Source organism: Salmonella sp. SAL03688 (assembly GCF_046551895.1).
Lineage (GTDB): Bacteria > Pseudomonadota > Gammaproteobacteria > Enterobacterales > Enterobacteriaceae > Salmonella > Salmonella enterica.
Genome location: NZ_JBGDVI010000002.1, coordinates 1 through 17,862, shown reverse-complemented (window position 1 = coordinate 17,862; position 17,862 = coordinate 1). Strand labels below are relative to the sequence as shown.

22 protein-coding genes and 1 pseudogene are annotated in these 17,862 nt (G+C 54.0%); 14 read left to right on the top strand and 9 right to left on the bottom strand.

Annotated elements, in window-relative coordinates:
* Positions 1 to 208: 208 nt before the first annotated feature.
* Positions 209 to 967: a M48 family metallopeptidase gene (locus tag ACLJR2_RS01905; RefSeq protein ID WP_000701830.1), complete on the top strand. Its 759-nt coding sequence runs from the start codon at positions 209 to 211 to the stop codon at positions 965 to 967.
* A 12-nt stretch (positions 968 to 979) separates the two neighbouring features.
* Here the strand turns inward: ACLJR2_RS01905 and ACLJR2_RS01900 are convergent.
* From ACLJR2_RS01900 to ACLJR2_RS01875, 6 genes and pseudogenes are all read right to left on the bottom strand, one after another.
* A pseudogene (locus ACLJR2_RS01900) lies at positions 980 to 1,064 on the bottom strand (hypothetical protein); the annotation flags it as partial.
* A 3-nt stretch (positions 1,065 to 1,067) separates the two neighbouring features.
* Complete coding sequence (speB, locus tag ACLJR2_RS01895) at positions 1,068 to 1,988, bottom strand: agmatinase (RefSeq protein ID WP_000105550.1); 921 nt, start codon at positions 1,986 to 1,988, stop codon at positions 1,068 to 1,070.
* Between the two features lie 228 nt (positions 1,989 to 2,216).
* The gene (speA, locus tag ACLJR2_RS01890; RefSeq protein ID WP_001278580.1) at positions 2,217 to 4,193 is read right to left on the bottom strand and encodes a biosynthetic arginine decarboxylase; all 1,977 of its coding nucleotides are present in this window, start codon (positions 4,191 to 4,193) and stop codon (positions 2,217 to 2,219) included.
* A gap of 8 nt (positions 4,194 to 4,201) precedes the next feature.
* Entirely contained in the window at positions 4,202 to 4,333 is a 132-nt protein-coding gene (yqgB, locus tag ACLJR2_RS01885; protein WP_000729109.1) for an acid stress response protein YqgB, read from the bottom strand.
* 85 nt (positions 4,334 to 4,418) lie between these two features.
* Positions 4,419 to 4,568 carry a hypothetical protein gene (locus tag ACLJR2_RS01880; protein WP_001751809.1) on the bottom strand — a complete coding sequence of 50 codons (150 nt, stop codon included), beginning with the start codon at positions 4,566 to 4,568 and terminating at the stop codon, positions 4,419 to 4,421.
* 59 nt (positions 4,569 to 4,627) lie between these two features.
* Complete coding sequence (locus ACLJR2_RS01875) at positions 4,628 to 4,927, bottom strand: hypothetical protein (RefSeq protein WP_001540882.1); 300 nt, start codon at positions 4,925 to 4,927, stop codon at positions 4,628 to 4,630.
* 55 nt (positions 4,928 to 4,982) lie between these two features.
* Between ACLJR2_RS01875 and metK the strand changes: the two genes are divergently transcribed.
* The 8 genes from metK to ruvX all read left to right on the top strand — a co-directional run bounded on the left by metK (position 4,983) and on the right by ruvX (position 12,373).
* A complete protein-coding gene (gene metK / locus ACLJR2_RS01870; protein WP_001062140.1) occupies positions 4,983 to 6,137 on the top strand; it encodes a methionine adenosyltransferase in 1,155 nt (384 codons plus the stop codon).
* A 492-nt stretch (positions 6,138 to 6,629) separates the two neighbouring features.
* Complete coding sequence (gene galP / locus ACLJR2_RS01865) at positions 6,630 to 8,024, top strand: galactose/proton symporter (protein ID WP_001113171.1); 1,395 nt, start codon at positions 6,630 to 6,632, stop codon at positions 8,022 to 8,024.
* Between the two features lie 78 nt (positions 8,025 to 8,102).
* Complete coding sequence (locus ACLJR2_RS01860) at positions 8,103 to 8,600, top strand: SprT family zinc-dependent metalloprotease (RefSeq protein WP_000856775.1); 498 nt, start codon at positions 8,103 to 8,105, stop codon at positions 8,598 to 8,600.
* 95 nt (positions 8,601 to 8,695) lie between these two features.
* The gene (gene endA, locus ACLJR2_RS01855) at positions 8,696 to 9,403 is read left to right on the top strand and encodes a deoxyribonuclease I (RefSeq protein ID WP_000286115.1); all 708 of its coding nucleotides are present in this window, start codon (positions 8,696 to 8,698) and stop codon (positions 9,401 to 9,403) included.
* A 76-nt stretch (positions 9,404 to 9,479) separates the two neighbouring features.
* Positions 9,480 to 10,211 carry a 16S rRNA (uracil(1498)-N(3))-methyltransferase gene (gene rsmE / locus ACLJR2_RS01850; RefSeq protein ID WP_001675718.1) on the top strand — a complete coding sequence of 244 codons (732 nt, stop codon included), beginning with the start codon at positions 9,480 to 9,482 and terminating at the stop codon, positions 10,209 to 10,211.
* 19 nt (positions 10,212 to 10,230) lie between these two features.
* The gene (gene gshB, locus ACLJR2_RS01845) at positions 10,231 to 11,178 is read left to right on the top strand and encodes a glutathione synthase (protein WP_000593248.1); all 948 of its coding nucleotides are present in this window, start codon (positions 10,231 to 10,233) and stop codon (positions 11,176 to 11,178) included.
* 215 nt (positions 11,179 to 11,393) lie between these two features.
* Complete coding sequence (locus tag ACLJR2_RS01840; RefSeq protein WP_001053171.1) at positions 11,394 to 11,957, top strand: YqgE/AlgH family protein; 564 nt, start codon at positions 11,394 to 11,396, stop codon at positions 11,955 to 11,957.
* A complete protein-coding gene (gene ruvX / locus ACLJR2_RS01835) occupies positions 11,957 to 12,373 on the top strand; it encodes a Holliday junction resolvase RuvX (protein WP_001285491.1) in 417 nt (138 codons plus the stop codon). Before ACLJR2_RS01840 ends, ruvX begins: the two co-directional genes overlap by 1 nt.
* Before the next feature lie 46 nt (positions 12,374 to 12,419).
* Here ruvX and ACLJR2_RS01830 read toward each other — a convergent pair whose 3' ends face one another.
* Together ACLJR2_RS01830 and ACLJR2_RS01825 are read right to left on the bottom strand one after the other, a co-directional pair.
* Positions 12,420 to 13,106, bottom strand: a complete 687-nt coding sequence (locus tag ACLJR2_RS01830) for an IclR family transcriptional regulator (RefSeq protein ID WP_000098337.1) — start codon at positions 13,104 to 13,106, stop codon at positions 12,420 to 12,422.
* A 131-nt stretch (positions 13,107 to 13,237) separates the two neighbouring features.
* Positions 13,238 to 14,218: a type IV pilus twitching motility protein PilT gene (locus ACLJR2_RS01825; protein WP_001055644.1), complete on the bottom strand. Its 981-nt coding sequence runs from the start codon at positions 14,216 to 14,218 to the stop codon at positions 13,238 to 13,240.
* A 17-nt stretch (positions 14,219 to 14,235) separates the two neighbouring features.
* Between ACLJR2_RS01825 and ACLJR2_RS01820 the strand changes: the two genes are divergently transcribed.
* The 5 genes from ACLJR2_RS01820 to hemW are packed head-to-tail and all read left to right on the top strand — an operon-like array spanning position 14,236 to position 17,542.
* Entirely contained in the window at positions 14,236 to 14,940 is a 705-nt protein-coding gene (locus ACLJR2_RS01820) for a YggS family pyridoxal phosphate-dependent enzyme (RefSeq protein ID WP_000997812.1), read from the top strand.
* Between the two features lie 18 nt (positions 14,941 to 14,958).
* On the top strand, positions 14,959 to 15,525 hold the full coding sequence (locus tag ACLJR2_RS01815) for a YggT family protein (protein WP_001094845.1): 567 nt from the start codon (positions 14,959 to 14,961) through the stop codon (positions 15,523 to 15,525).
* The gene (gene yggU, locus ACLJR2_RS01810) at positions 15,522 to 15,812 is read left to right on the top strand and encodes a DUF167 family protein YggU (RefSeq protein ID WP_001277203.1); all 291 of its coding nucleotides are present in this window, start codon (positions 15,522 to 15,524) and stop codon (positions 15,810 to 15,812) included. The genes ACLJR2_RS01815 and yggU overlap by 4 nt, the downstream gene beginning before the upstream one ends.
* Positions 15,813 to 15,819: 7 nt before the next feature.
* The gene (locus ACLJR2_RS01805) at positions 15,820 to 16,413 is read left to right on the top strand and encodes an XTP/dITP diphosphatase (protein ID WP_001174769.1); all 594 of its coding nucleotides are present in this window, start codon (positions 15,820 to 15,822) and stop codon (positions 16,411 to 16,413) included.
* Positions 16,406 to 17,542 carry a radical SAM family heme chaperone HemW gene (gene hemW, locus ACLJR2_RS01800; protein WP_001096532.1) on the top strand — a complete coding sequence of 379 codons (1,137 nt, stop codon included), beginning with the start codon at positions 16,406 to 16,408 and terminating at the stop codon, positions 17,540 to 17,542. The genes ACLJR2_RS01805 and hemW overlap by 8 nt, the downstream gene beginning before the upstream one ends.
* A gap of 91 nt (positions 17,543 to 17,633) precedes the next feature.
* Here the strand turns inward: hemW and ACLJR2_RS01795 are convergent.
* Positions 17,634 to 17,862: DUF1202 family protein (locus ACLJR2_RS01795; protein WP_254044445.1), on the bottom strand; the 229-nt coding region annotated here is incomplete at its 5' end.

Genomic DNA, 17,862 nt, shown 5'->3' with positions numbered 1-17,862 from the left:
CGCCGGAAAATTTGCCAACAATTTACCCCAAGCCGCGCGTCATGTACATGGAACATCCTTTTACCGCTTCAGAAATCTCCGGATCGTGCTCGCATGTTGCGCAATTAGCTAACTTGCCTGCCACGCTTTTCTTTATACTTAACCCAGGCGCTAATTCATCTGCAACGGGCGCATTTCAAAATAATATTAATTCGTATGGAAGAGAAAAATGAAAATTCGCGCTTTACTGCTTGCTTTGGGCATGGCGACGGTGCTGACCGGTTGCCAGAATATGGACTCTAATGGACTGCTTTCTTCGGGTGCTGAAGCTTTTCAGGCCTATACGTTAAGCGATGCGCAGGTAAAAGCGCTGAGCGATCAATCCTGTCAAGAGCTCGACAGCAAAGCGAAAATCGCGCCGGCGAGCAGCGAATACACTAAACGACTGGCAAAAATTGCCGCCGCGCTGGGGGATAACATTAACGGCCAGCCGGTGAACTATAAGGTTTACGAGACGAAAGACGTCAACGCGTTTGCCATGGCGAACGGTTGTATCCGCGTCTACAGCGGACTGATGGATATGATGACCGACAACGAAGTTGAAGCCGTGATCGGCCATGAAATGGGCCATGTCGCGCTGGGTCATGTAAAGAAAGGGATGCAGGTCGCGCTGGGCACTAACGCCGTTCGTGTTGCGGCGGCATCGGCAGGAGGCGTTGTCGGCAGCCTGTCGCAATCACAGCTTGGCGATCTTGGCGAAAAACTGGTGAACTCGCAGTTCTCCCAGCGTCAGGAGTCCGAAGCGGATGATTATTCTTACGATCTGTTGCGCAAACGCGGTATCAGTCCGGCAGGACTCGCCACCAGCTTTGAGAAACTGGCAAAACTGGAAGCGGGTCGTCAAAGCTCGATGTTCGACGATCACCCGGCGTCCGCCGCACGCGCACAGCATGTGCGCGATCGTATGAGCGCGGACGGGATCAAATAATCCCCGAACAGTGCCGGATGGCGGCGTGAACGCCTTATCCGGCCTACAAGCATCAATCAGCTGTAGGCCGGATAAGCGCAGCGCCATCCGGCAAAACAACTTACTCGCCTTTCTTCGCCGCCTGGATATAGAGCATTTCTAATGCCAGCGTCGCGGCCGCCAGAGCGGTGATCTCCGACTGATCGTAAGCCGGCGCGACTTCCACTACATCCATACCGACAATGTTCAGATCTTTCAGACCGCGTACCAGTTTAATGGCGCGATCGGAGGTCAGGCCGCCGATCACCGGCGTACCGGTACCAGGCGCAAACGCCGGGTCCAGACAGTCGATATCAAAGGTCAGATAGACCGGCATATCGCCGACGATCTGTTTCACCTGAGCGAGAATATCATCCACGCCGCGATCGTTGACCTGGCAGGCATCCAGCACGGTAAAGCCATTGTCTTTGTCAAACTCCGTGCGAATACCGATCTGTACCGAATGATGCGGATCGATCAGGCCTTCTTTCGGCGCGGTGTAGAACATCGTGCCGTGATCGAATTCGCAGCCGTTAGCGTAGGTATCGGTATGCGCGTCAAAATGTACCAGCGCCATTTTGCCAAAATGTTTCGCGTGGGCGCGCAGCAGCGGCAGCGTGACGAAGTGGTCGCCGCCGAAAGAGAGCATACGCTTGCCTGCAGACAGCAGTTTTTCAGCGTGCGCCTGTAATTTTTCGCTCATTTCACGGGCATCGCCAAACGCATACACCAAATCGCCGCAGTCCACGACGTTCAGGCGCTCGCGCATGTCAAAATTCCACGGGAAACGGTGATGTTCCCAGGCGAGGTTGGTCGACACCTGACGGATCGCCGCCGGGCCATGACGGCCGCCAGCGCGACCGGACGTTGCCATATCAAACGGTACGCCAGTGATCACCCAGTCGGCATCGCTGTCATACGGCTGGAAGTTCATTGGCAGACGTAAAAAACCAAACGCATTAGAAACCAGTGAGTTATCGTACTGATGACCTAAGGTGCTCATGTCCTGACCTCTTTTAGAGTCGTTGCATTAAAACAGATGAAAAAAAATCCCCTCCGCGTCGTTAAACCCGACGAGGAAGGGATTGATTTGTAAATCGCTATTGCGGCGAATTATCGCCGTTAATTCATACGGGTTCAAGTGAGTATAGCATTCTGCCGGGTGGCGGCTTTACCTTATCCAGCCTGCATTCGTAGGCCCGGTAAGCACAGCGCCACCGGGCATCAACGGCTACTCATCTTCAAGATAAGTATAACCGTACAGTCCCGCTTCAAATTCCTCAAGGAACTGCTGCTGCAACGCATCGTCCAGATCCGTCTGTTTTACCTGGTCGCGGAAATGCGTTAACAGCGTTTTTGGATCCAGTTGCACATATTGCAGCATATCCGCAACGGTATCGCCTTCGTCCGACAGTTCAACCTCGACGCTACCATCCGGGAAGACAAACACGTCAACCGCTTCAGTATCGCCAAACAGGTTGTGCATGTTACCGAGGATCTCCTGATAGGCGCCGACCATAAAGAAGCCGAGCATCGGCGGATTCTCTGGATCGTATTCCGGCATCGGCATCGTCGTGGCGATACCGTCGCCATCGATATAGTGGTCGATAGCGCCATCGGAATCACAGGTTATATCCAGCAGCACGGCACGACGTTCCGGTACCTGATCTAACCCTTCCAGCGGCAGTACCGGGAAAAGCTGATCGATTCCCCACGCGTCCGGCATTGACTGGAACAGCGAGAAGTTGACGTACATTTTGTCCGCCATCCGCTCTTGCAGTTCGTCGATAATCGGACGATGCGCACGGTTTTGCGGGTCCAGTTGCTTCTGCACTTCATGGCACATGCTGAGATAAAGTTGTTCCGCCCAGGCGCGCTCCTGCAAACTAAACGCGCCGGAAGAGTAGCCGATATGAATATCGTGCAGATCCATTTGGCTATCATGCAGCCATTCACGCAGCGAGCGGCGGGTGCCAGGCTTATGCATCTCCTGCCAGGTTTCCCACAGATTTTGCAGCGCGCGCGGCGCATCTTCAGCAGGGGCAGTCGGATCCGTGTATTCGTTACGCTCCACGCCGATAATGTTAGAGACCAGTACCGTATGGTGCGCAGTGACGGCGCGGCCAGACTCGGTAATCACCGTCGGATGCGGTAAACCATGCTCTTCGCAGGCATCGCCAATCGCCCAGATGATGTTATTGGCATATTCGTTCAGGCCATAGTTCACCGAACAGTCGGACTGCGAACGAGTACCTTCATAATCCACGCCCAGACCGCCGCCCACGTCGAAGCACTGGATATTAACGCCCAGCTTATGCAGCTCAACATAGAAACGCGCGGACTCGCGCACGCCGGTCGCGATATCGCGAATGTTCGCCATCTGCGATCCCAGGTGGAAGTGCAACAATTGCAGACTGTCCAGACGCCCGGCGTCACGCAGGGTCTCCACCAGTTGCAGCACCTGCGTCGCCGCCAGGCCGAATTTTGATTTTTCGCCGCCGGAGGATTGCCACTTACCGGACCCCTGAGAGGCCAGACGCGCACGCACGCCCAGGCGAGGAACCACGTTCAGGCGCTCGGCCTCTTCCAGCACAATCGCGATTTCAGACATCTTTTCGATGACCAGATAAACCTTATGGCCCATCTTCTCGCCAATCAGCGCCAGCCGAATGTATTCACGGTCTTTATAACCATTACAGACGATCACGCTACGGGTCATGCCGGCATGCGCCAGCACCGCCATCAATTCCGCTTTCGACCCCGCTTCCAGCCCCAACGGTTCACCGGAATGGATAAGGGACTCGATCACGCGGCGATGCTGATTGACCTTAATCGGGTAAACGAGGAAGTAGTCGCCGTTATAACCGTAAGATTCACGCGCACGCTTAAACGCCGCGTTAATTGAACGCAAACGGTGTTGCAGGATCTGTGGGAAGCAGAACAGCGCCGGCAGACGCTGACCTTGCGCTTCGCGCGCTTTCACCAGTTTGGCAAGATCGACACGCGCTTCCGGTACGTCGGGATCGGGGCATACGCTAATATGGCCCAGCTCGTTGACGTCGTAGTAGTTATTGCCCCACCAGGCAATATTGTAAGTGCGCAGCATCTTGCTGGCTTCCTGGGAGCTCATTGCAACCTCCTGCATGGAGCGTAGTACACCCTGTTCGCCTGCTGACGAAGGCGAACCCATAGACATGTCGTCAGACATAGCGAACCTCAATTTTTATTAGCAAGTGTAAAACAGTTGACTACTATCGCAATCCGAAGACGCGATAACAACCCATAGACAAGCGGATTTTCCAGCAGATAGCGCTGATGCTCCGCCTGCGCGACCGGTTTCTTTTTCATATCATTGTAAACACGTAACCGAACTCACAGATAACGGTTCGGCGAAACCACGAGAAAACTCTTGCGTTAACAAGAGCGCCCTTGTTCAGTCTTCAGCGCCATTGCCGGCTCTGGAATCCTGAGAAGCGCCGAGATGGGTATAACATCGGCAGGTATGCAAAGCAGAGATGCAGATTGCGGGGGACATGCGCGCACCAGAACGATGCGACAGATTCAGCAGAATACAACGGTTCATTATCTCGTATCACCTCCACGGCCGCCTCGTAAGACGAACCCACAAGCCAAAGCAACGTTTTAACCCGGCTGGAAGTGGCGACACGAAGAAAACGTCGTGTGCTTTTGTATGAGCCGCGCGTCGCGTTTTATACCCAGAACGCAGAAAAAAAGCAAAGCATAAATGCGCATAATGTCAGCATTATCAGAAACGTTTACCGCCTGATTTTGACCGACATTGCGACGGCCTTCAAAAAAAGCTGGAAATTGGGCGAAGAAGTGACCTAAAATAGCCGTCCAGATGTTAATCCATCCATACTGATTAACACTCAAACTGCCAGTGTCAGCGACCTTCAGACTCATGGTAGAATCTTCTGTCATGACTATTCCGCACAACAGTTTGAGCTAACTAAATTCTCCTTAGGTGAAATTAAATATGGCAAAACACCTTTTTACGTCTGAGTCCGTATCAGAAGGGCATCCTGACAAAATCGCAGACCAAATCTCTGATGCCGTGTTGGACGCTATCCTGCAACAGGATCCGAAAGCACGCGTCGCCTGTGAAACCTACGTTAAAACCGGCATGGTTTTAGTTGGCGGTGAGATCACCACCAGCGCCTGGGTCGATATCGAAGAGATTACCCGTAATACGGTGCGCGAAATTGGCTATGTGCATTCCGACATGGGCTTTGACGCCAACTCTTGCGCGGTACTGAGCGCAATTGGCAAACAGTCTCCGGATATCAACCAGGGCGTTGACCGCGCAGACCCGCTGGAACAAGGCGCGGGCGACCAGGGCCTGATGTTTGGCTACGCGACAAATGAAACCGACGTACTGATGCCTGCGCCAATCACCTACGCGCACCGTCTGGTACAGCGTCAGGCTGAAGTGCGTAAAAATGGCACCCTGCCATGGTTGCGCCCGGATGCAAAAAGCCAGGTCACTTTCCAGTATGACGACGGCAAAATCGTCGGTATCGACGCCGTGGTTCTCTCTACGCAGCACGCAGAAGATATCGACCAAAAATCGCTGCAAGAAGCGGTGATGGAAGAGATCATCAAACCCATTCTGCCGTCTGAATGGTTAAATACGTCCACTAAATTTTTTATCAACCCAACCGGGCGTTTTGTTATCGGCGGCCCGATGGGCGATTGTGGTCTGACCGGTCGTAAGATCATCGTTGATACCTACGGCGGTATGGCGCGTCACGGCGGCGGCGCCTTCTCCGGTAAAGATCCGTCTAAAGTTGACCGTTCTGCAGCTTACGCTGCGCGTTATGTCGCGAAAAACATCGTGGCGGCAGGTCTGGCGGATCGCTGTGAAATCCAGGTCTCCTACGCTATCGGCGTAGCGGAGCCGACGTCCATCATGGTGGAAACGTTCGGTACTGAAAAAGTGCCTGCTGAACAGTTGATTCTGCTGGTACGCGAATTCTTCGACCTGCGCCCGTACGGCTTGATTCAGATGCTGGATCTGCTGCACCCGATCTACAAAGAAACTGCGGCTTATGGCCACTTCGGTCGCGAAAACTTCCCATGGGAAAAAACCGACAAAGCGCAACTGCTGCGCGATGCTGCCGGTCTGAAATAATCGCCCGCGCCTGACGCTGTTTTTCAGTCAGGTAAACCATACCGTACTTATCAAGGCCAGCGCCCTGCTGGCCTTTATCATTGCTGATACACGCAACGTTATCAGATATTCCAGCGTGAATTTATACTGACCTTTTTGTGATGCGCAGCACAATCCACTCTCCCCTTTCGTTTCTTCGACTACACTTTTTATCATTCAGTTTCAGTCATCATGAAAGCGGTTACATTCATTTTCATTAAGAACTGACCGCCTCACTATCGGTATGCTAATTCTGCGATGAAAATATTACATAATTTTTCAACTTTGTCTGAATACCAGGCGATTGATATGGTTATAAGATTATTAAAACTATTATTTTTCAGATAATTAAATAATCACCGAGATAAATAGTAGTGTAAACGATTACACCATTGTGATTAGCCTCACATCTTTTTACGGCGTACTCACCTACTCTTAACATCGATAAAATTGCTAACCCAACCGGAGGGCATAATGCCTGACAATAAAAAACAAGGGCGTTCCAACAAGGCCATGACATTTTTTGTCTGCTTTCTTGCAGCCCTGGCAGGATTACTTTTTGGCCTGGATATCGGCGTTATCGCCGGTGCTTTACCCTTCATTACCGACGAGTTTCAGATTACCGCACACACTCAGGAATGGGTGGTCAGCTCCATGATGTTTGGCGCGGCCGTCGGCGCTGTCGGCAGCGGCTGGCTCTCCTTTAAGCTGGGCCGTAAAAAAAGCCTGATGATCGGCGCTATCCTGTTCGTCGCCGGTTCGCTGTTCTCCGCTGCGGCGCCTAACGTTGAAGTCCTGATTATTTCTCGCGTGCTGCTGGGTCTGGCCGTCGGCGTCGCTTCCTACACTGCACCGTTGTACCTGTCCGAGATCGCGCCGGAAAAAATTCGCGGCAGTATGATCTCAATGTACCAACTCATGATCACCATCGGGATTCTGGGCGCTTATCTGTCCGATACCGCGTTCAGCTACAGCGGCGCATGGCGCTGGATGCTCGGCGTGATCATCATCCCGGCCATTCTGCTGCTGATCGGCGTCTTCTTCCTGCCGGACAGCCCGCGCTGGTTTGCGGCGAAACGCCGTTTCCATGATGCTGAACGCGTCCTGTTGCGCCTGCGTGACACCAGTGCGGAAGCAAAACGTGAGCTCGATGAAATTCGCGAAAGTTTGCAGGTTAAACAGAGCGGTTGGGCGCTGTTCAAAGAGAACAGCAACTTCCGCCGCGCCGTGTTTCTTGGCATTTTGTTGCAGGTCATGCAGCAATTTACCGGGATGAACGTCATCATGTATTACGCACCGAAAATCTTCGAACTGGCGGGGTACACGAATACCACGGAGCAGATGTGGGGCACCGTTATTGTTGGTCTGACTAACGTCCTGGCAACCTTCATCGCTATCGGCCTGGTTGACCGCTGGGGCCGCAAGCCGACCCTGACGCTGGGCTTCCTGGTCATGGCGATTGGTATGGGGATTCTGGGTACGATGATGCACATCGGCATCCATTCGCCGTCTGCACAATACTTCGCTATCGCTATGCTGCTGATGTTCATCATTGGATTTGCGATGAGCGCTGGTCCGCTGATTTGGGTACTGTGCTCCGAAATCCAGCCGCTGAAAGGCCGCGATTTCGGCATCACCTGCTCCACCGCGACCAACTGGATCGCCAATATGATCGTCGGCGCAACGTTCCTGACCATGCTGAACAATCTGGGTAACGCCAACACCTTCTGGGTCTACGCTGGCCTGAACGTGCTGTTTATCCTGCTGACCCTGTGGCTGGTGCCGGAAACCAAACACGTTTCGCTGGAACACATTGAACGTAACCTGATGAAAGGTCGTAAACTGCGCGAAATCGGCGCCCACGACTAATCCCTCCACGCTTCCTCCTGCCACAGGAGGAAGCGTTTTTCTTGCAGTCCCTCTTCCGTCGCACTATTCTCTGCCGCTATGAAAACCCCTCGTCTCCCTATCGCTATCCAGCAGGCCGTGATGCGCCGTCTGCGGGAAAATCTCGCCCAGGCGAACCTCAAGCTCGATAGACATTATCCGGAGCCGAAACTGGTGTATACGCAACGCGGCACCTCGGCGGGCACCGCCTGGCTGGAGAGCTACGAAATCCGCCTCAACCCGGTGTTACTGCTGGAAAACATCGACACCTTTATAGCAGAGGTCGTGCCGCATGAACTGGCGCATCTGTTGGTGTGGAAGCACTTCGGACGCAAGGCTCCGCATGGCAAGGAATGGAAGTGGATGATGGAAAGCGTGCTGGGCGTTCCGGCCAGACGTACTCATCAATTTGCGCTGCAATCCGTACGGCGCAACACCTTTCCCTACCATTGCCAATGCCAGCAACATCAACTCACCGTCCGCCGTCATAATCGGGTAGTACGCGGCGAAGCGGTTTATCGTTGCGTTCACTGCGGCGAACCACTGGTCGCCGGGTAGTTTCCCGAAACGTCCGGGAACTTTCCTGAGCGGACTGATTGCATACAGACACAACTTTCGTTACGTTGCGGGCTCGTTTTGCTATGGAGTGTGCAATGTACCGTAATTTTTCTTTTGCCGCTGCGTTGCTGGCCGCAGCGTTTTCAGACCAGGCCCTGGCCGATGGCATTAACAATTTTTCTCAGGCCAAAGCGGCGAGCGTCAAAGTCAATGCTGACGCGCCCGGCAGCTTTTACTGCGGGTGCCAAATCCGCTGGCAGGGTAAAAAAGGCGTCGTAGACCTGGAGTCCTGCGGCTATAAGGTGCGTAAAAACGAGAATCGCGCCAGACGCATTGAGTGGGAGCACGTTGTCCCCGCCTGGCAATTCGGTCATCAGCGCCAGTGCTGGCAGGACGGCGGGCGAAAAAACTGCGCTAAAGACCCTGTCTACCGCAAAATGGAAAGCGATATGCATAACCTGCAACCCGCGATTGGCGAAGTGAATGGCGATCGCGGCAACTTTATGTATAGCCAGTGGAACGGCGGCGAAGGTCAGTATGGGCAATGCGCCATGAAAGTGGATTTTAAAGCGAAGCTCGCCGAGCCGCCCGCCCGCGCCCGTGGCGCAATCGCCCGCACTTATTTTTATATGCGCGACCAATACCAACTGAAACTTTCCCGCCAACAAACGCAGCTTTTTAACGTCTGGGATAAGCAGTACCCCGTTACCGCCTGGGAGTGCGAGCGCGATGCGCGTATCGCGAAGGTCCAGGGTAATCATAATCCCTATGTGCAACGCGCTTGCCAGGCGCGAAAGAGCTAACCTACACTAGCGGGATTCTTGTTAACCCATGCCCTGGATAGCCAAACGCCGGGGCCATGACGCGGATTTTTTTATTATGCGTATTCCCCGCATTTATCACCCTGAATTGTTGACGTCCGGTACGCAGATTTCGTTATGCGAAGATGCGGCCAACCATATTGGTCGTGTACTGCGCATGGGAGCGGGACAAGCGTTACAGCTGTTTGACGGCAGTAATCAGGTATTCGATGCTGAAATCATTAGCGCCAGTAAGAAAAGCGTTGAAGTGCAAGTGATGAAAGGCGAAATCGACGATCGTGAATCGCCGCTACATATCCATCTGGGCCAGGTGATGTCGCGCGGTGAAAAAATGGAATTTACTATCCAGAAATCGATCGAACTAGGTGTAAGCCTCATTACGCCACTGTTCTCTGAGCGCTGTGGCGTTAAACTGGATAATGAACGTCTGAACAAAAAGCGCCAGCAGTGGCAGAAGATCGCCATCGCCGCCTGCGAACAATGCGGGCGTAACCGGGTGCCGGAAATTCGCCCGCCGATGGCGCTGGAAGCCTGGTGCGCCGAGCAAGATTCCGGGCTGAAGCTCAATCTTCATCCGCGCGCCCATGCCAGCATCAACACTCTGCCGCTGCCGGTTGAACGCGTCCGACTGCTGATCGGCCCGGAAGGCGGGCTGTCGGCGGACGAAATCGCGATGACCGCGCGCTATCAGTTTACTGATATTCTGTTAGGACCTCGCGTTCTGCGTACTGAGACAACCGCGCTCACCGCCATTACCGCGCTACAGGTGCGTTTTGGCGACTTAGGATGAAGCGTTAACGGAGAAAATAATGATCAAGCTCGGCATCGTGATGGACCCCATCGCACACATCAACATCAAGAAAGACACCAGTTTCGCTATGCTGCTGGAAGCCCAACGTCGTGGTTATGAACTTCATTATATGGAGATGGCCGACCTTTATCTGATTAACGGCGAAGCCCGCGCCCGCACGCGAACGTTGAGCGTGGAGCAAAATTACGATAAATGGTACGAGTTCGGCAGCGAGCAGGAGATTAAACTCGCCGACCTCGACGTTATCCTGATGCGTAAAGATCCGCCGTTTGATACCGAGTTTATTTATGCGACCTATATTCTGGAACGCGCTGAAGAGGAAGGGACGCTGATCGTCAACAAACCGCAAAGCCTGCGCGACTGTAATGAAAAACTGTATACCGCCTGGTTTGCCGATCTGACGCCGGAAACGCTGGTAACGCGCAATAAAGCGCAGCTCAAAGCGTTTTGGGAAAAGCACGGCGATATCATTATGAAACCGCTGGACGGTATGGGCGGCGCGTCCATTTTCCGCGTTAAGGAAGGCGATCCTAACATAGGCGTTATTGCCGAAACGCTGACCGAGCTGGGCAACCGCTACTGCATGGCGCAGAACTATCTGCCCGCTATCAAAGATGGCGATAAGCGCGTCCTGGTCGTCGACGGCGAGCCGGTGCCTTACTGCCTGGCGCGTATTCCGCAGGGCGGCGAAACCCGCGGCAACCTGGCGGCAGGTGGTCGCGGCGAACCCCGTCCGTTGAGCGAAAGCGACTGGGAAATCGCCCGCCGCGTTGGGCCGACGCTTAAAGCCAAAGGGCTTATTTTCGTCGGTCTGGATATTATCGGCGACCGCTTAACGGAAATTAACGTGACCAGCCCAACCTGCGTGCGTGAAATTGAAGCGGAATACCCGATCTCTATCACCGGGATGTTGATGGACGCCATCGAAGCGCGTCTGGCGAAGTAAAGGTTTATTGCCCGGTGGCGTGCGCTTACCGGGCCTGAGCAATCACGCCGCCCCGGTCGGATAAGGCGGCGCATCAGCATCGCCATCCGGCAATCTATTGCCCGATAAGGCCGCCGTCCTTTGGCAAAAGACGGCTTATATGAGTGACAACCGTCCGCTTTCCCCACATACTGAACACTGTCGTTTTTTTGAACCAGGAAACAGAACCTCTGACAATGAATTTACAGCATCACTTTCTTATTGCCATGCCTGCGCTCCAGGACCCGATTTTCCGCCGTTCCGTGGTGTATATTTGCGAACACAACCAGGACGGCGCTATGGGGATTATTGTTAATAAGCCTTTGGAAAATCTGCAAATTGAAGGGATTCTGGAAAAATTAAAAATTACGCCGGAACCGCGCGATTCGGCAATTCGTCTTGATAAAGCCGTGATGCTCGGCGGCCCGCTGGCGGAAGATCGCGGATTTATTCTCCATACTCCGCCGTCACGTTTCGCCTCCAGCATTCGTATCTCAGACAATACCGTGATTACCACCTCCCGCGATGTGCTGGAAACGTTAGGTACCCAACAACAGCCTTCCGATGTACTGGTCGCGCTGGGCTACGCCTCCTGGGATAAAGGCCAGCTTGAACAAGAGTTGCTTGATAACGCCTGGCTTACCGCGCCCGCCGATCTCAATATTTTGTTCAAAACGCCCATTGCCGAGCGCTGGCGCGAAGCGGCAAAACTTATTGGCATTGATATTCTGACCATGCCTGGCGTTGCGGGGCACGCCTGATGAGCGACACCTTACTGGCCTTTGACTTCGGCACAAAAAGCATCGGCGTTGCAATAGGACAACGCATTACCGGCACCGCCCGTCCGCTTCCGGCAATCAAAGCACAGGACGGCACGCCCGACTGGACGCTCATTGAACGTTTGCTGAAAGAGTGGCAGCCGGACGAAATTATTGTCGGGCTACCGCTCAATATGGATGGCACTGAACAACCGCTGACGGCGCGCGCACGTAAATTCGCCAACCGTATTCATGGGCGTTTCGGGGTAACTGTCACGCTGCACGATGAACGACTCAGCACCGTTGAAGCACGCTCTGGTCTGTTTGAACGAGGTGGGTATCGCGCGCTGAACAAAGGCAAAGTGGACTCGGCCTCCGCCGTGATTATCCTCGAAAGCTATTTTGAACAGGGGTATTAAAGCCGTTTTTGTCAGCAGGCGGATAACGCGGTCACGGTTGCCAGGCTTACTGGACAATAAGCTGGTTTAATGTCTTCAACGCCTGTAAACGCGCAGCCGCCTCCGCCTCATCAATCCGCCACATTCCCGCAAAGGCCAGCGCTGCGGCGTGCTTGCCTAGCGGTTGCGCCATAGAAACTTCACCATCAGCGTGATGCCACAGCACGTATCCCCGCTGGCGCTGCTGCGCCACATGCGGCGCCAGATTACGCCACTGCTCCGGAGTAAAACGCTGCATTAGCGCCTCGTCGCTTTCTGCCGCCAGTAACGCCACTCCTGTTACCGACTGCCAGGCCGGGCACATGCGAAACCCCGCCAGCGCCTGACTTCCCTGCGAACCCGGCGTAGAGTGATAAATATAGATAATCTGATCCTCCCATAGCACGCCTAATGCCACCACGATGTCTCTGGGCGCATGGCGCTCAAGGATAGGCAACGCATGGGAGAACAGCGCTGAACCGCGAATCGCCTGCGCCGCCAAAGCATGAATGCCTGGCCCGGGTAAATAGCGTCGGTGCTCATCCTGCATCGTGAGTCCAATAGAGGCCATCGTCATTAACAGGCGATTAACGCGCGTGGTATTAATATCCATCAGCCGGGCAAGCTCGCGACATCCGATAGCACGGTCGCTGGAGACCAGATATTGCAGACAGCGAATGCCATCTATCAGGCTTTGATTCGGTTGTGATGACATCGTTAAATGGCTTCGCTGTGGTTTTAACAAAGCTGCGATTTTAACGCCGGTTCGCCAGGATACAAGCCTGCATGCCGTTCAATCCACCGCGCCAGCCAACACTTTACAACGCCCCTACGCCGCCATCTTCGCTACAGTCGTCCCTGCGCCTGACGCCATTGCGCGCTCTGGGCGAATGTCATCATCCCCTGCTGCTGCCCGGTTTGTATCACGTGGGCCAACTGATGGAGTTTGCCTTCACGGATCAAATTCCCTGTGGCTGGCGTATTAATCAGTAATTCAAACAACGCCACGCGCCCCTCCTGCCTGTCGACCTCCAGTTTTTGCGATAGTACAGCGCGCAGACTACCCGCCAGTTGACTGCGTACCGGTTCTTTTTCCTGCGCCGGAAAACTATCCACTAATCTTTCCACCGCCTGCGCCGCACCGCGAGTATGCAGGGTTGCCAGTACCAGATGCCCCGTTTCCGCCGCCGTCAGCGCCAGGCGAATGGTCTCGCTGTCACGCAGCTCTCCCAGCAAAATGACATCGGGATCTTCACGTAACGCCGCGCGCAGCCCGGCGGCAAAAGTGGCGCAATGCTGGCCGATTTCCCGCTGCTGTATCAGGCAACGCTTGCTGGTGTAACGGTACTCAATAGGATCTTCCAGCGTCAGGATGTGTTTATCGGCATGTTGATTAAGATGTCCCACCATCGCCGCCAGCGTGGTGGATTTCCCGCAGCCAGTAGCGCCAGTGACCAGAATCAGTCCGTTCTCGCTGGCAAGCAGTGCGGGTACTATCGGCGGCGTCTGGATTTCCGCCAGATCAGGACAACGCTCGGGCAATAGCCGTAGCGCCAGCGACGTTCCCTGTTGATGTGTGAACGCACTGGCGCGCAGGCGCCGCGTGCCAGACAGCGAGACGGCGAAATCAAGCTGGCCGTGCGTTCGCCACTGATATTGTTGCGCATCATTAAGCCAATCAAGCAGAAGCCTGTCGACATCAGGCGCGGTAAAAGGCGCGTTCTCCATGCGTCCTTGTTTGCGCCATCGCGCAGGCCAGGCGTTACACAGGTGTAGATCCGAGACGTTATGCTTTACACTAAGCGTCACAATTTCTTCCATATTCATATAAACATCCTCGGAAAATGAACGATATCGCGCATAACCTGGCATACATCCGGGACAAAATCTCCGCCGCGGCGACGCGTTGCGGCCGCTCTTCAGAAGAAGTTACGTTGCTTGCAGTGAGTAAAACCAAACCTGCGAGCGACATCGCAGAAGCCATTGCCGCCGGACAACGGGCATTTGGTGAAAATTATGTACAAGAGGGGGTGGAAAAAATCCGCCACTTTCAGGAAGCGAAAGTGGAAGGCCTGCACTGGCACTTTATTGGCCCTTTACAGTCCAACAAAAGTCGGCTGGTGGCCGAGCATTTTGACTGGTGTCATACCATCGATCGCCTGCGTATCGCCTCGCGGCTGAGCGAACAGCGTCCGGATAATCTGCCGGCGCTAAATGTTCTGATCCAAATTAATATCAGCGATGAAAACAGCAAATCAGGCATTCCGCTGGCGGAACTGGATGAGCTGGCCGCGGCGGTGGCAACACTGCCGCGTCTGCGGCTTCGCGGACTGATGGCGATCCCGGCGCCAGAGTCAGATTATGTAAGGCAGTTTGAAGTCGCACGTCAAATGGCTGTAGCATTTGCCGGGCTGAAAGCGCGCTACCCTGACGTTGATACCCTATCTCTGGGTATGAGCGACGATATGGAAGCCGCGATTGCGGCAGGTAGCACAATGGTGCGCATCGGCACCGCTATCTTTGGTGCTCGTGATTACACAAAAAATTAAGGAAAACTGAGGAACGCCATGAATACGTTGACCTTCCTGCTCTCAACGGTAATTGAGCTGTATACCATGGTGCTATTATTGCGCGTGTGGATGCAGTGGGCCCGCTGTGACTTTTACAACCCTTTCTCCCAGTTCGTGGTGAAAATTACGCAGCCCATCATCGGACCGCTGCGTCGTATTATCCCGCCAATGGGGCCGATTGACAGCGCTTCCCTGCTGGTGGCGTTTATTCTTAGCGTTATTAAGGCGATAGTGCTGTTTAAGGTAATTACGTTTCAGGCGATTATCTGGATTGCCGCGGTGCTTATCTTGCTTAAAACAATCGGCCTGCTGATCTTCTGGGTGCTGCTGGTCATGGCTATCATGAGCTGGGTGAGCCAGGGTCGTAGCCCAATTGAATATGTATTGATTCAGCTTGCCGAGCCGCTGCTCAGCCCGATTCGCCGTATACTGCCTGCGATGGGCGGCATCGACTTCTCGCCGATGATTCTGGTGCTGCTACTGTATGTCGTTAATATGGGGATCGCTGAAGTCTTACAAGCGACAGGCAACATGTTGCTGCCGGGGCTGTGGATGGCGTTATGAGTGCTGTGACTCGCTGCGAAGACGGTCTGGTGTTACGGCTTTATATTCAGCCGAAAGCCAGCCGCGACAGTATTGTGGGCTTACATGGCGACGAGGTGAAAGTCGCCATTACCGCCCCGCCGGTTGACGGTCAGGCAAACAGCCATCTGATCAAGTTTCTCGGTAAACAGTTTCGCGTGGCGAAAAGTCAGATCGTCATCGAAAAAGGCGAGCTGGGCCGTCACAAACAGGTAAAAATTATTCACCCGCAACAGATCCCGCCGGAAATTGCGGCGTTAACTGAGTAGGTATTCCATGCAAAAAGTTGTTCTCGCAACCGGCAACGCCGGTAAAGTGCGCGAGCTCGCGTCGCTGTTAAGCGATTTTGGGCTTGATGTGGTAGCGCAAACGGAACTGGGCGTTGACTCCGCGGAAGAAACCGGCCTGACGTTTATTGAAAACGCGATTCTCAAAGCGCGCCATGCCGCTAAAATGACCGGTCTGCCCGCCATTGCCGATGACTCCGGTCTGGCCGTTGACGTTTTAGGCGGCGCGCCGGGTATCTATTCCGCGCGCTATTCTGGCGAAAACGCGACAGATCAGCAAAATCTGGAAAAACTGCTGCATACTCTACGAGATGTTCCGGACGACAAACGCCAGGCGCGATTCCATTGTGTACTGGTTTATTTGCGTCATGCCGAAGATCCCACACCGATAGTCTGTCACGGTAGCTGGCCTGGCGTCATTACTCGCCAGGCGGCCGGAAATGGCGGATTTGGCTATGATCCCATTTTCTTCGTACCGTCTGAAGGCAAAACCGCCGCAGAACTGACCCGTGAAGAAAAAAGCGCGATTTCCCACCGTGGACAAGCGCTCAAGCTGCTGCTGGATGCGTTACGCAATGGCTAAACTACCGCCGCTCAGTCTTTATATTCATATTCCCTGGTGTGTACAAAAATGTCCATATTGCGACTTCAATTCCCATGCGTTGAAGGGCGAGGTGCCGCATGACGACTACGTCCAGCATCTGTTAAGCGATCTGGATGCCGACGTCGCCTGGGCGCAAGGGCGTGAAGTAAAGACCATTTTTATTGGCGGCGGTACGCCAAGCCTGCTTTCCGGGCCGGCGATGCAAACGCTGCTGGACGGCGTGCGTGCGCGCCTGAATCTGGCGGCGGATGCGGAAATTACCATGGAAGCGAACCCCGGCACGGTCGAAGCCGACCGCTTCATCGACTATCAGCGCGCCGGCGTAAACCGGATCTCCATTGGCGTACAGAGCTTTAGTGAGCCTAAGCTGAAACGTCTTGGCCGTATTCACGGTCCACAAGAGGCGATGCGGGCAGCAAGACTGGCAAATGGGCTTGGGCTACGCAGCTTTAACCTCGACTTGATGCATGGATTGCCGGACCAAACGCTGGAAGAGGCGCTGAACGATTTGCGACAGGCAATTGCGCTTAATCCGCCGCATCTCTCATGGTATCAATTGACGATTGAACCCAACACTCTGTTCGGTTCGCGTCCGCCGGTTTTACCGGACGATGACGCACTGTGGGATATCTTTGAGCAGGGCCACCAGTTATTAACCGCTGCTGGCTATCAGCAATACGAAACGTCGGCCTATGCCAAACCCGGTTATCAGTGCCAGCATAATCTGAACTACTGGCGCTTTGGCGACTATCTGGGGATTGGCTGCGGCGCCCACGGTAAAGTCACCTTCCCGGGCGGCAGGATCCTGCGCACCACCAAAACCCGTCACCCACGCGGTTATATGCAGGGACGTTACCTGGAAAGCCAGCGTGACGTGAGTGATGACGATAAACCCTTTGAGTTCTTTATGAATCGTTTTCGGTTGCTGGAGCGCGCGCCTCGCGCCGAATTTGTCGACTACACCGGGCTTACGGAAGCGGTTATTCGTCAGCCAATCGACGAGGCTATTGCCCAGGGCTACCTGACCGAATGCGAGCAATACTGGCAGATTACCCGGCACGGTAAACTGTTTTTAAACTCTCTTCTTGAGTTGTTTCTCGCGGAATAACAAGGAATAAGCCTGTCGCGCCAGCGGGTAAAATACCTGATAGCGCGACGCTTACCGACCTGTGGCGGTTAATGCGCCGCCGGCAAGCGCATTATTTAATAACCTCTTTACGACGCAAATCGTCCGTATCTTTTTTCCAGCGCTCGTAACCGTCATTAATATCCATAATTTTCACACGGATATCACTCTGTTGCATCTGAAGTTTCTGTACCGCTATATTCGGGAGTGTTAGAAATTCTGTGTCATTCCAGTAATATACAATCAAAAAGGAATGACACATGTCCCAGCCCTTCGATTTCGATAAAGCGCTTAAGGCACTC

What these genes read in the sequence shown, in the direction of transcription:
- ACLJR2_RS01905 (WP_000701830.1), top strand. Translation starts at nt 209, where the DNA reads ATGAAAATTCGCGCTTTACTGCTTGCTTTGGGCATGGCGACGGTGCTG.
- speB (WP_000105550.1), bottom strand. Translation starts at nt 1,988, where the DNA reads ATGAGCACCTTAGGTCATCAGTACGATAACTCACTGGTTTCTAATGCG.
- speA (WP_001278580.1), bottom strand. Translation starts at nt 4,193, where the DNA reads ATGTCTGACGACATGTCTATGGGTTCGCCTTCGTCAGCAGGCGAACAG.
- yqgB (WP_000729109.1), bottom strand. Translation starts at nt 4,333, where the DNA reads ATGAAAAAGAAACCGGTCGCGCAGGCGGAGCATCAGCGCTATCTGCTG.
- ACLJR2_RS01880 (WP_001751809.1), bottom strand. Translation starts at nt 4,568, where the DNA reads ATGAACCGTTGTATTCTGCTGAATCTGTCGCATCGTTCTGGTGCGCGC.
- ACLJR2_RS01875 (WP_001540882.1), bottom strand. Translation starts at nt 4,927, where the DNA reads ATGACAGAAGATTCTACCATGAGTCTGAAGGTCGCTGACACTGGCAGT.
- metK (WP_001062140.1), top strand. Translation starts at nt 4,983, where the DNA reads ATGGCAAAACACCTTTTTACGTCTGAGTCCGTATCAGAAGGGCATCCT.
- galP (WP_001113171.1), top strand. Translation starts at nt 6,630, where the DNA reads ATGCCTGACAATAAAAAACAAGGGCGTTCCAACAAGGCCATGACATTT.
- ACLJR2_RS01860 (WP_000856775.1), top strand. Translation starts at nt 8,103, where the DNA reads ATGAAAACCCCTCGTCTCCCTATCGCTATCCAGCAGGCCGTGATGCGC.
- endA (WP_000286115.1), top strand. Translation starts at nt 8,696, where the DNA reads ATGTACCGTAATTTTTCTTTTGCCGCTGCGTTGCTGGCCGCAGCGTTT.
- rsmE (WP_001675718.1), top strand. Translation starts at nt 9,480, where the DNA reads ATGCGTATTCCCCGCATTTATCACCCTGAATTGTTGACGTCCGGTACG.
- gshB (WP_000593248.1), top strand. Translation starts at nt 10,231, where the DNA reads ATGATCAAGCTCGGCATCGTGATGGACCCCATCGCACACATCAACATC.
- ACLJR2_RS01840 (WP_001053171.1), top strand. Translation starts at nt 11,394, where the DNA reads ATGAATTTACAGCATCACTTTCTTATTGCCATGCCTGCGCTCCAGGAC.
- ruvX (WP_001285491.1), top strand. Translation starts at nt 11,957, where the DNA reads ATGAGCGACACCTTACTGGCCTTTGACTTCGGCACAAAAAGCATCGGC.
- ACLJR2_RS01830 (WP_000098337.1), bottom strand. Translation starts at nt 13,106, where the DNA reads ATGTCATCACAACCGAATCAAAGCCTGATAGATGGCATTCGCTGTCTG.
- ACLJR2_RS01825 (WP_001055644.1), bottom strand. Translation starts at nt 14,218, where the DNA reads ATGAATATGGAAGAAATTGTGACGCTTAGTGTAAAGCATAACGTCTCG.
- ACLJR2_RS01820 (WP_000997812.1), top strand. Translation starts at nt 14,236, where the DNA reads ATGAACGATATCGCGCATAACCTGGCATACATCCGGGACAAAATCTCC.
- ACLJR2_RS01815 (WP_001094845.1), top strand. Translation starts at nt 14,959, where the DNA reads ATGAATACGTTGACCTTCCTGCTCTCAACGGTAATTGAGCTGTATACC.
- yggU (WP_001277203.1), top strand. Translation starts at nt 15,522, where the DNA reads ATGAGTGCTGTGACTCGCTGCGAAGACGGTCTGGTGTTACGGCTTTAT.
- ACLJR2_RS01805 (WP_001174769.1), top strand. Translation starts at nt 15,820, where the DNA reads ATGCAAAAAGTTGTTCTCGCAACCGGCAACGCCGGTAAAGTGCGCGAG.
- hemW (WP_001096532.1), top strand. Translation starts at nt 16,406, where the DNA reads ATGGCTAAACTACCGCCGCTCAGTCTTTATATTCATATTCCCTGGTGT.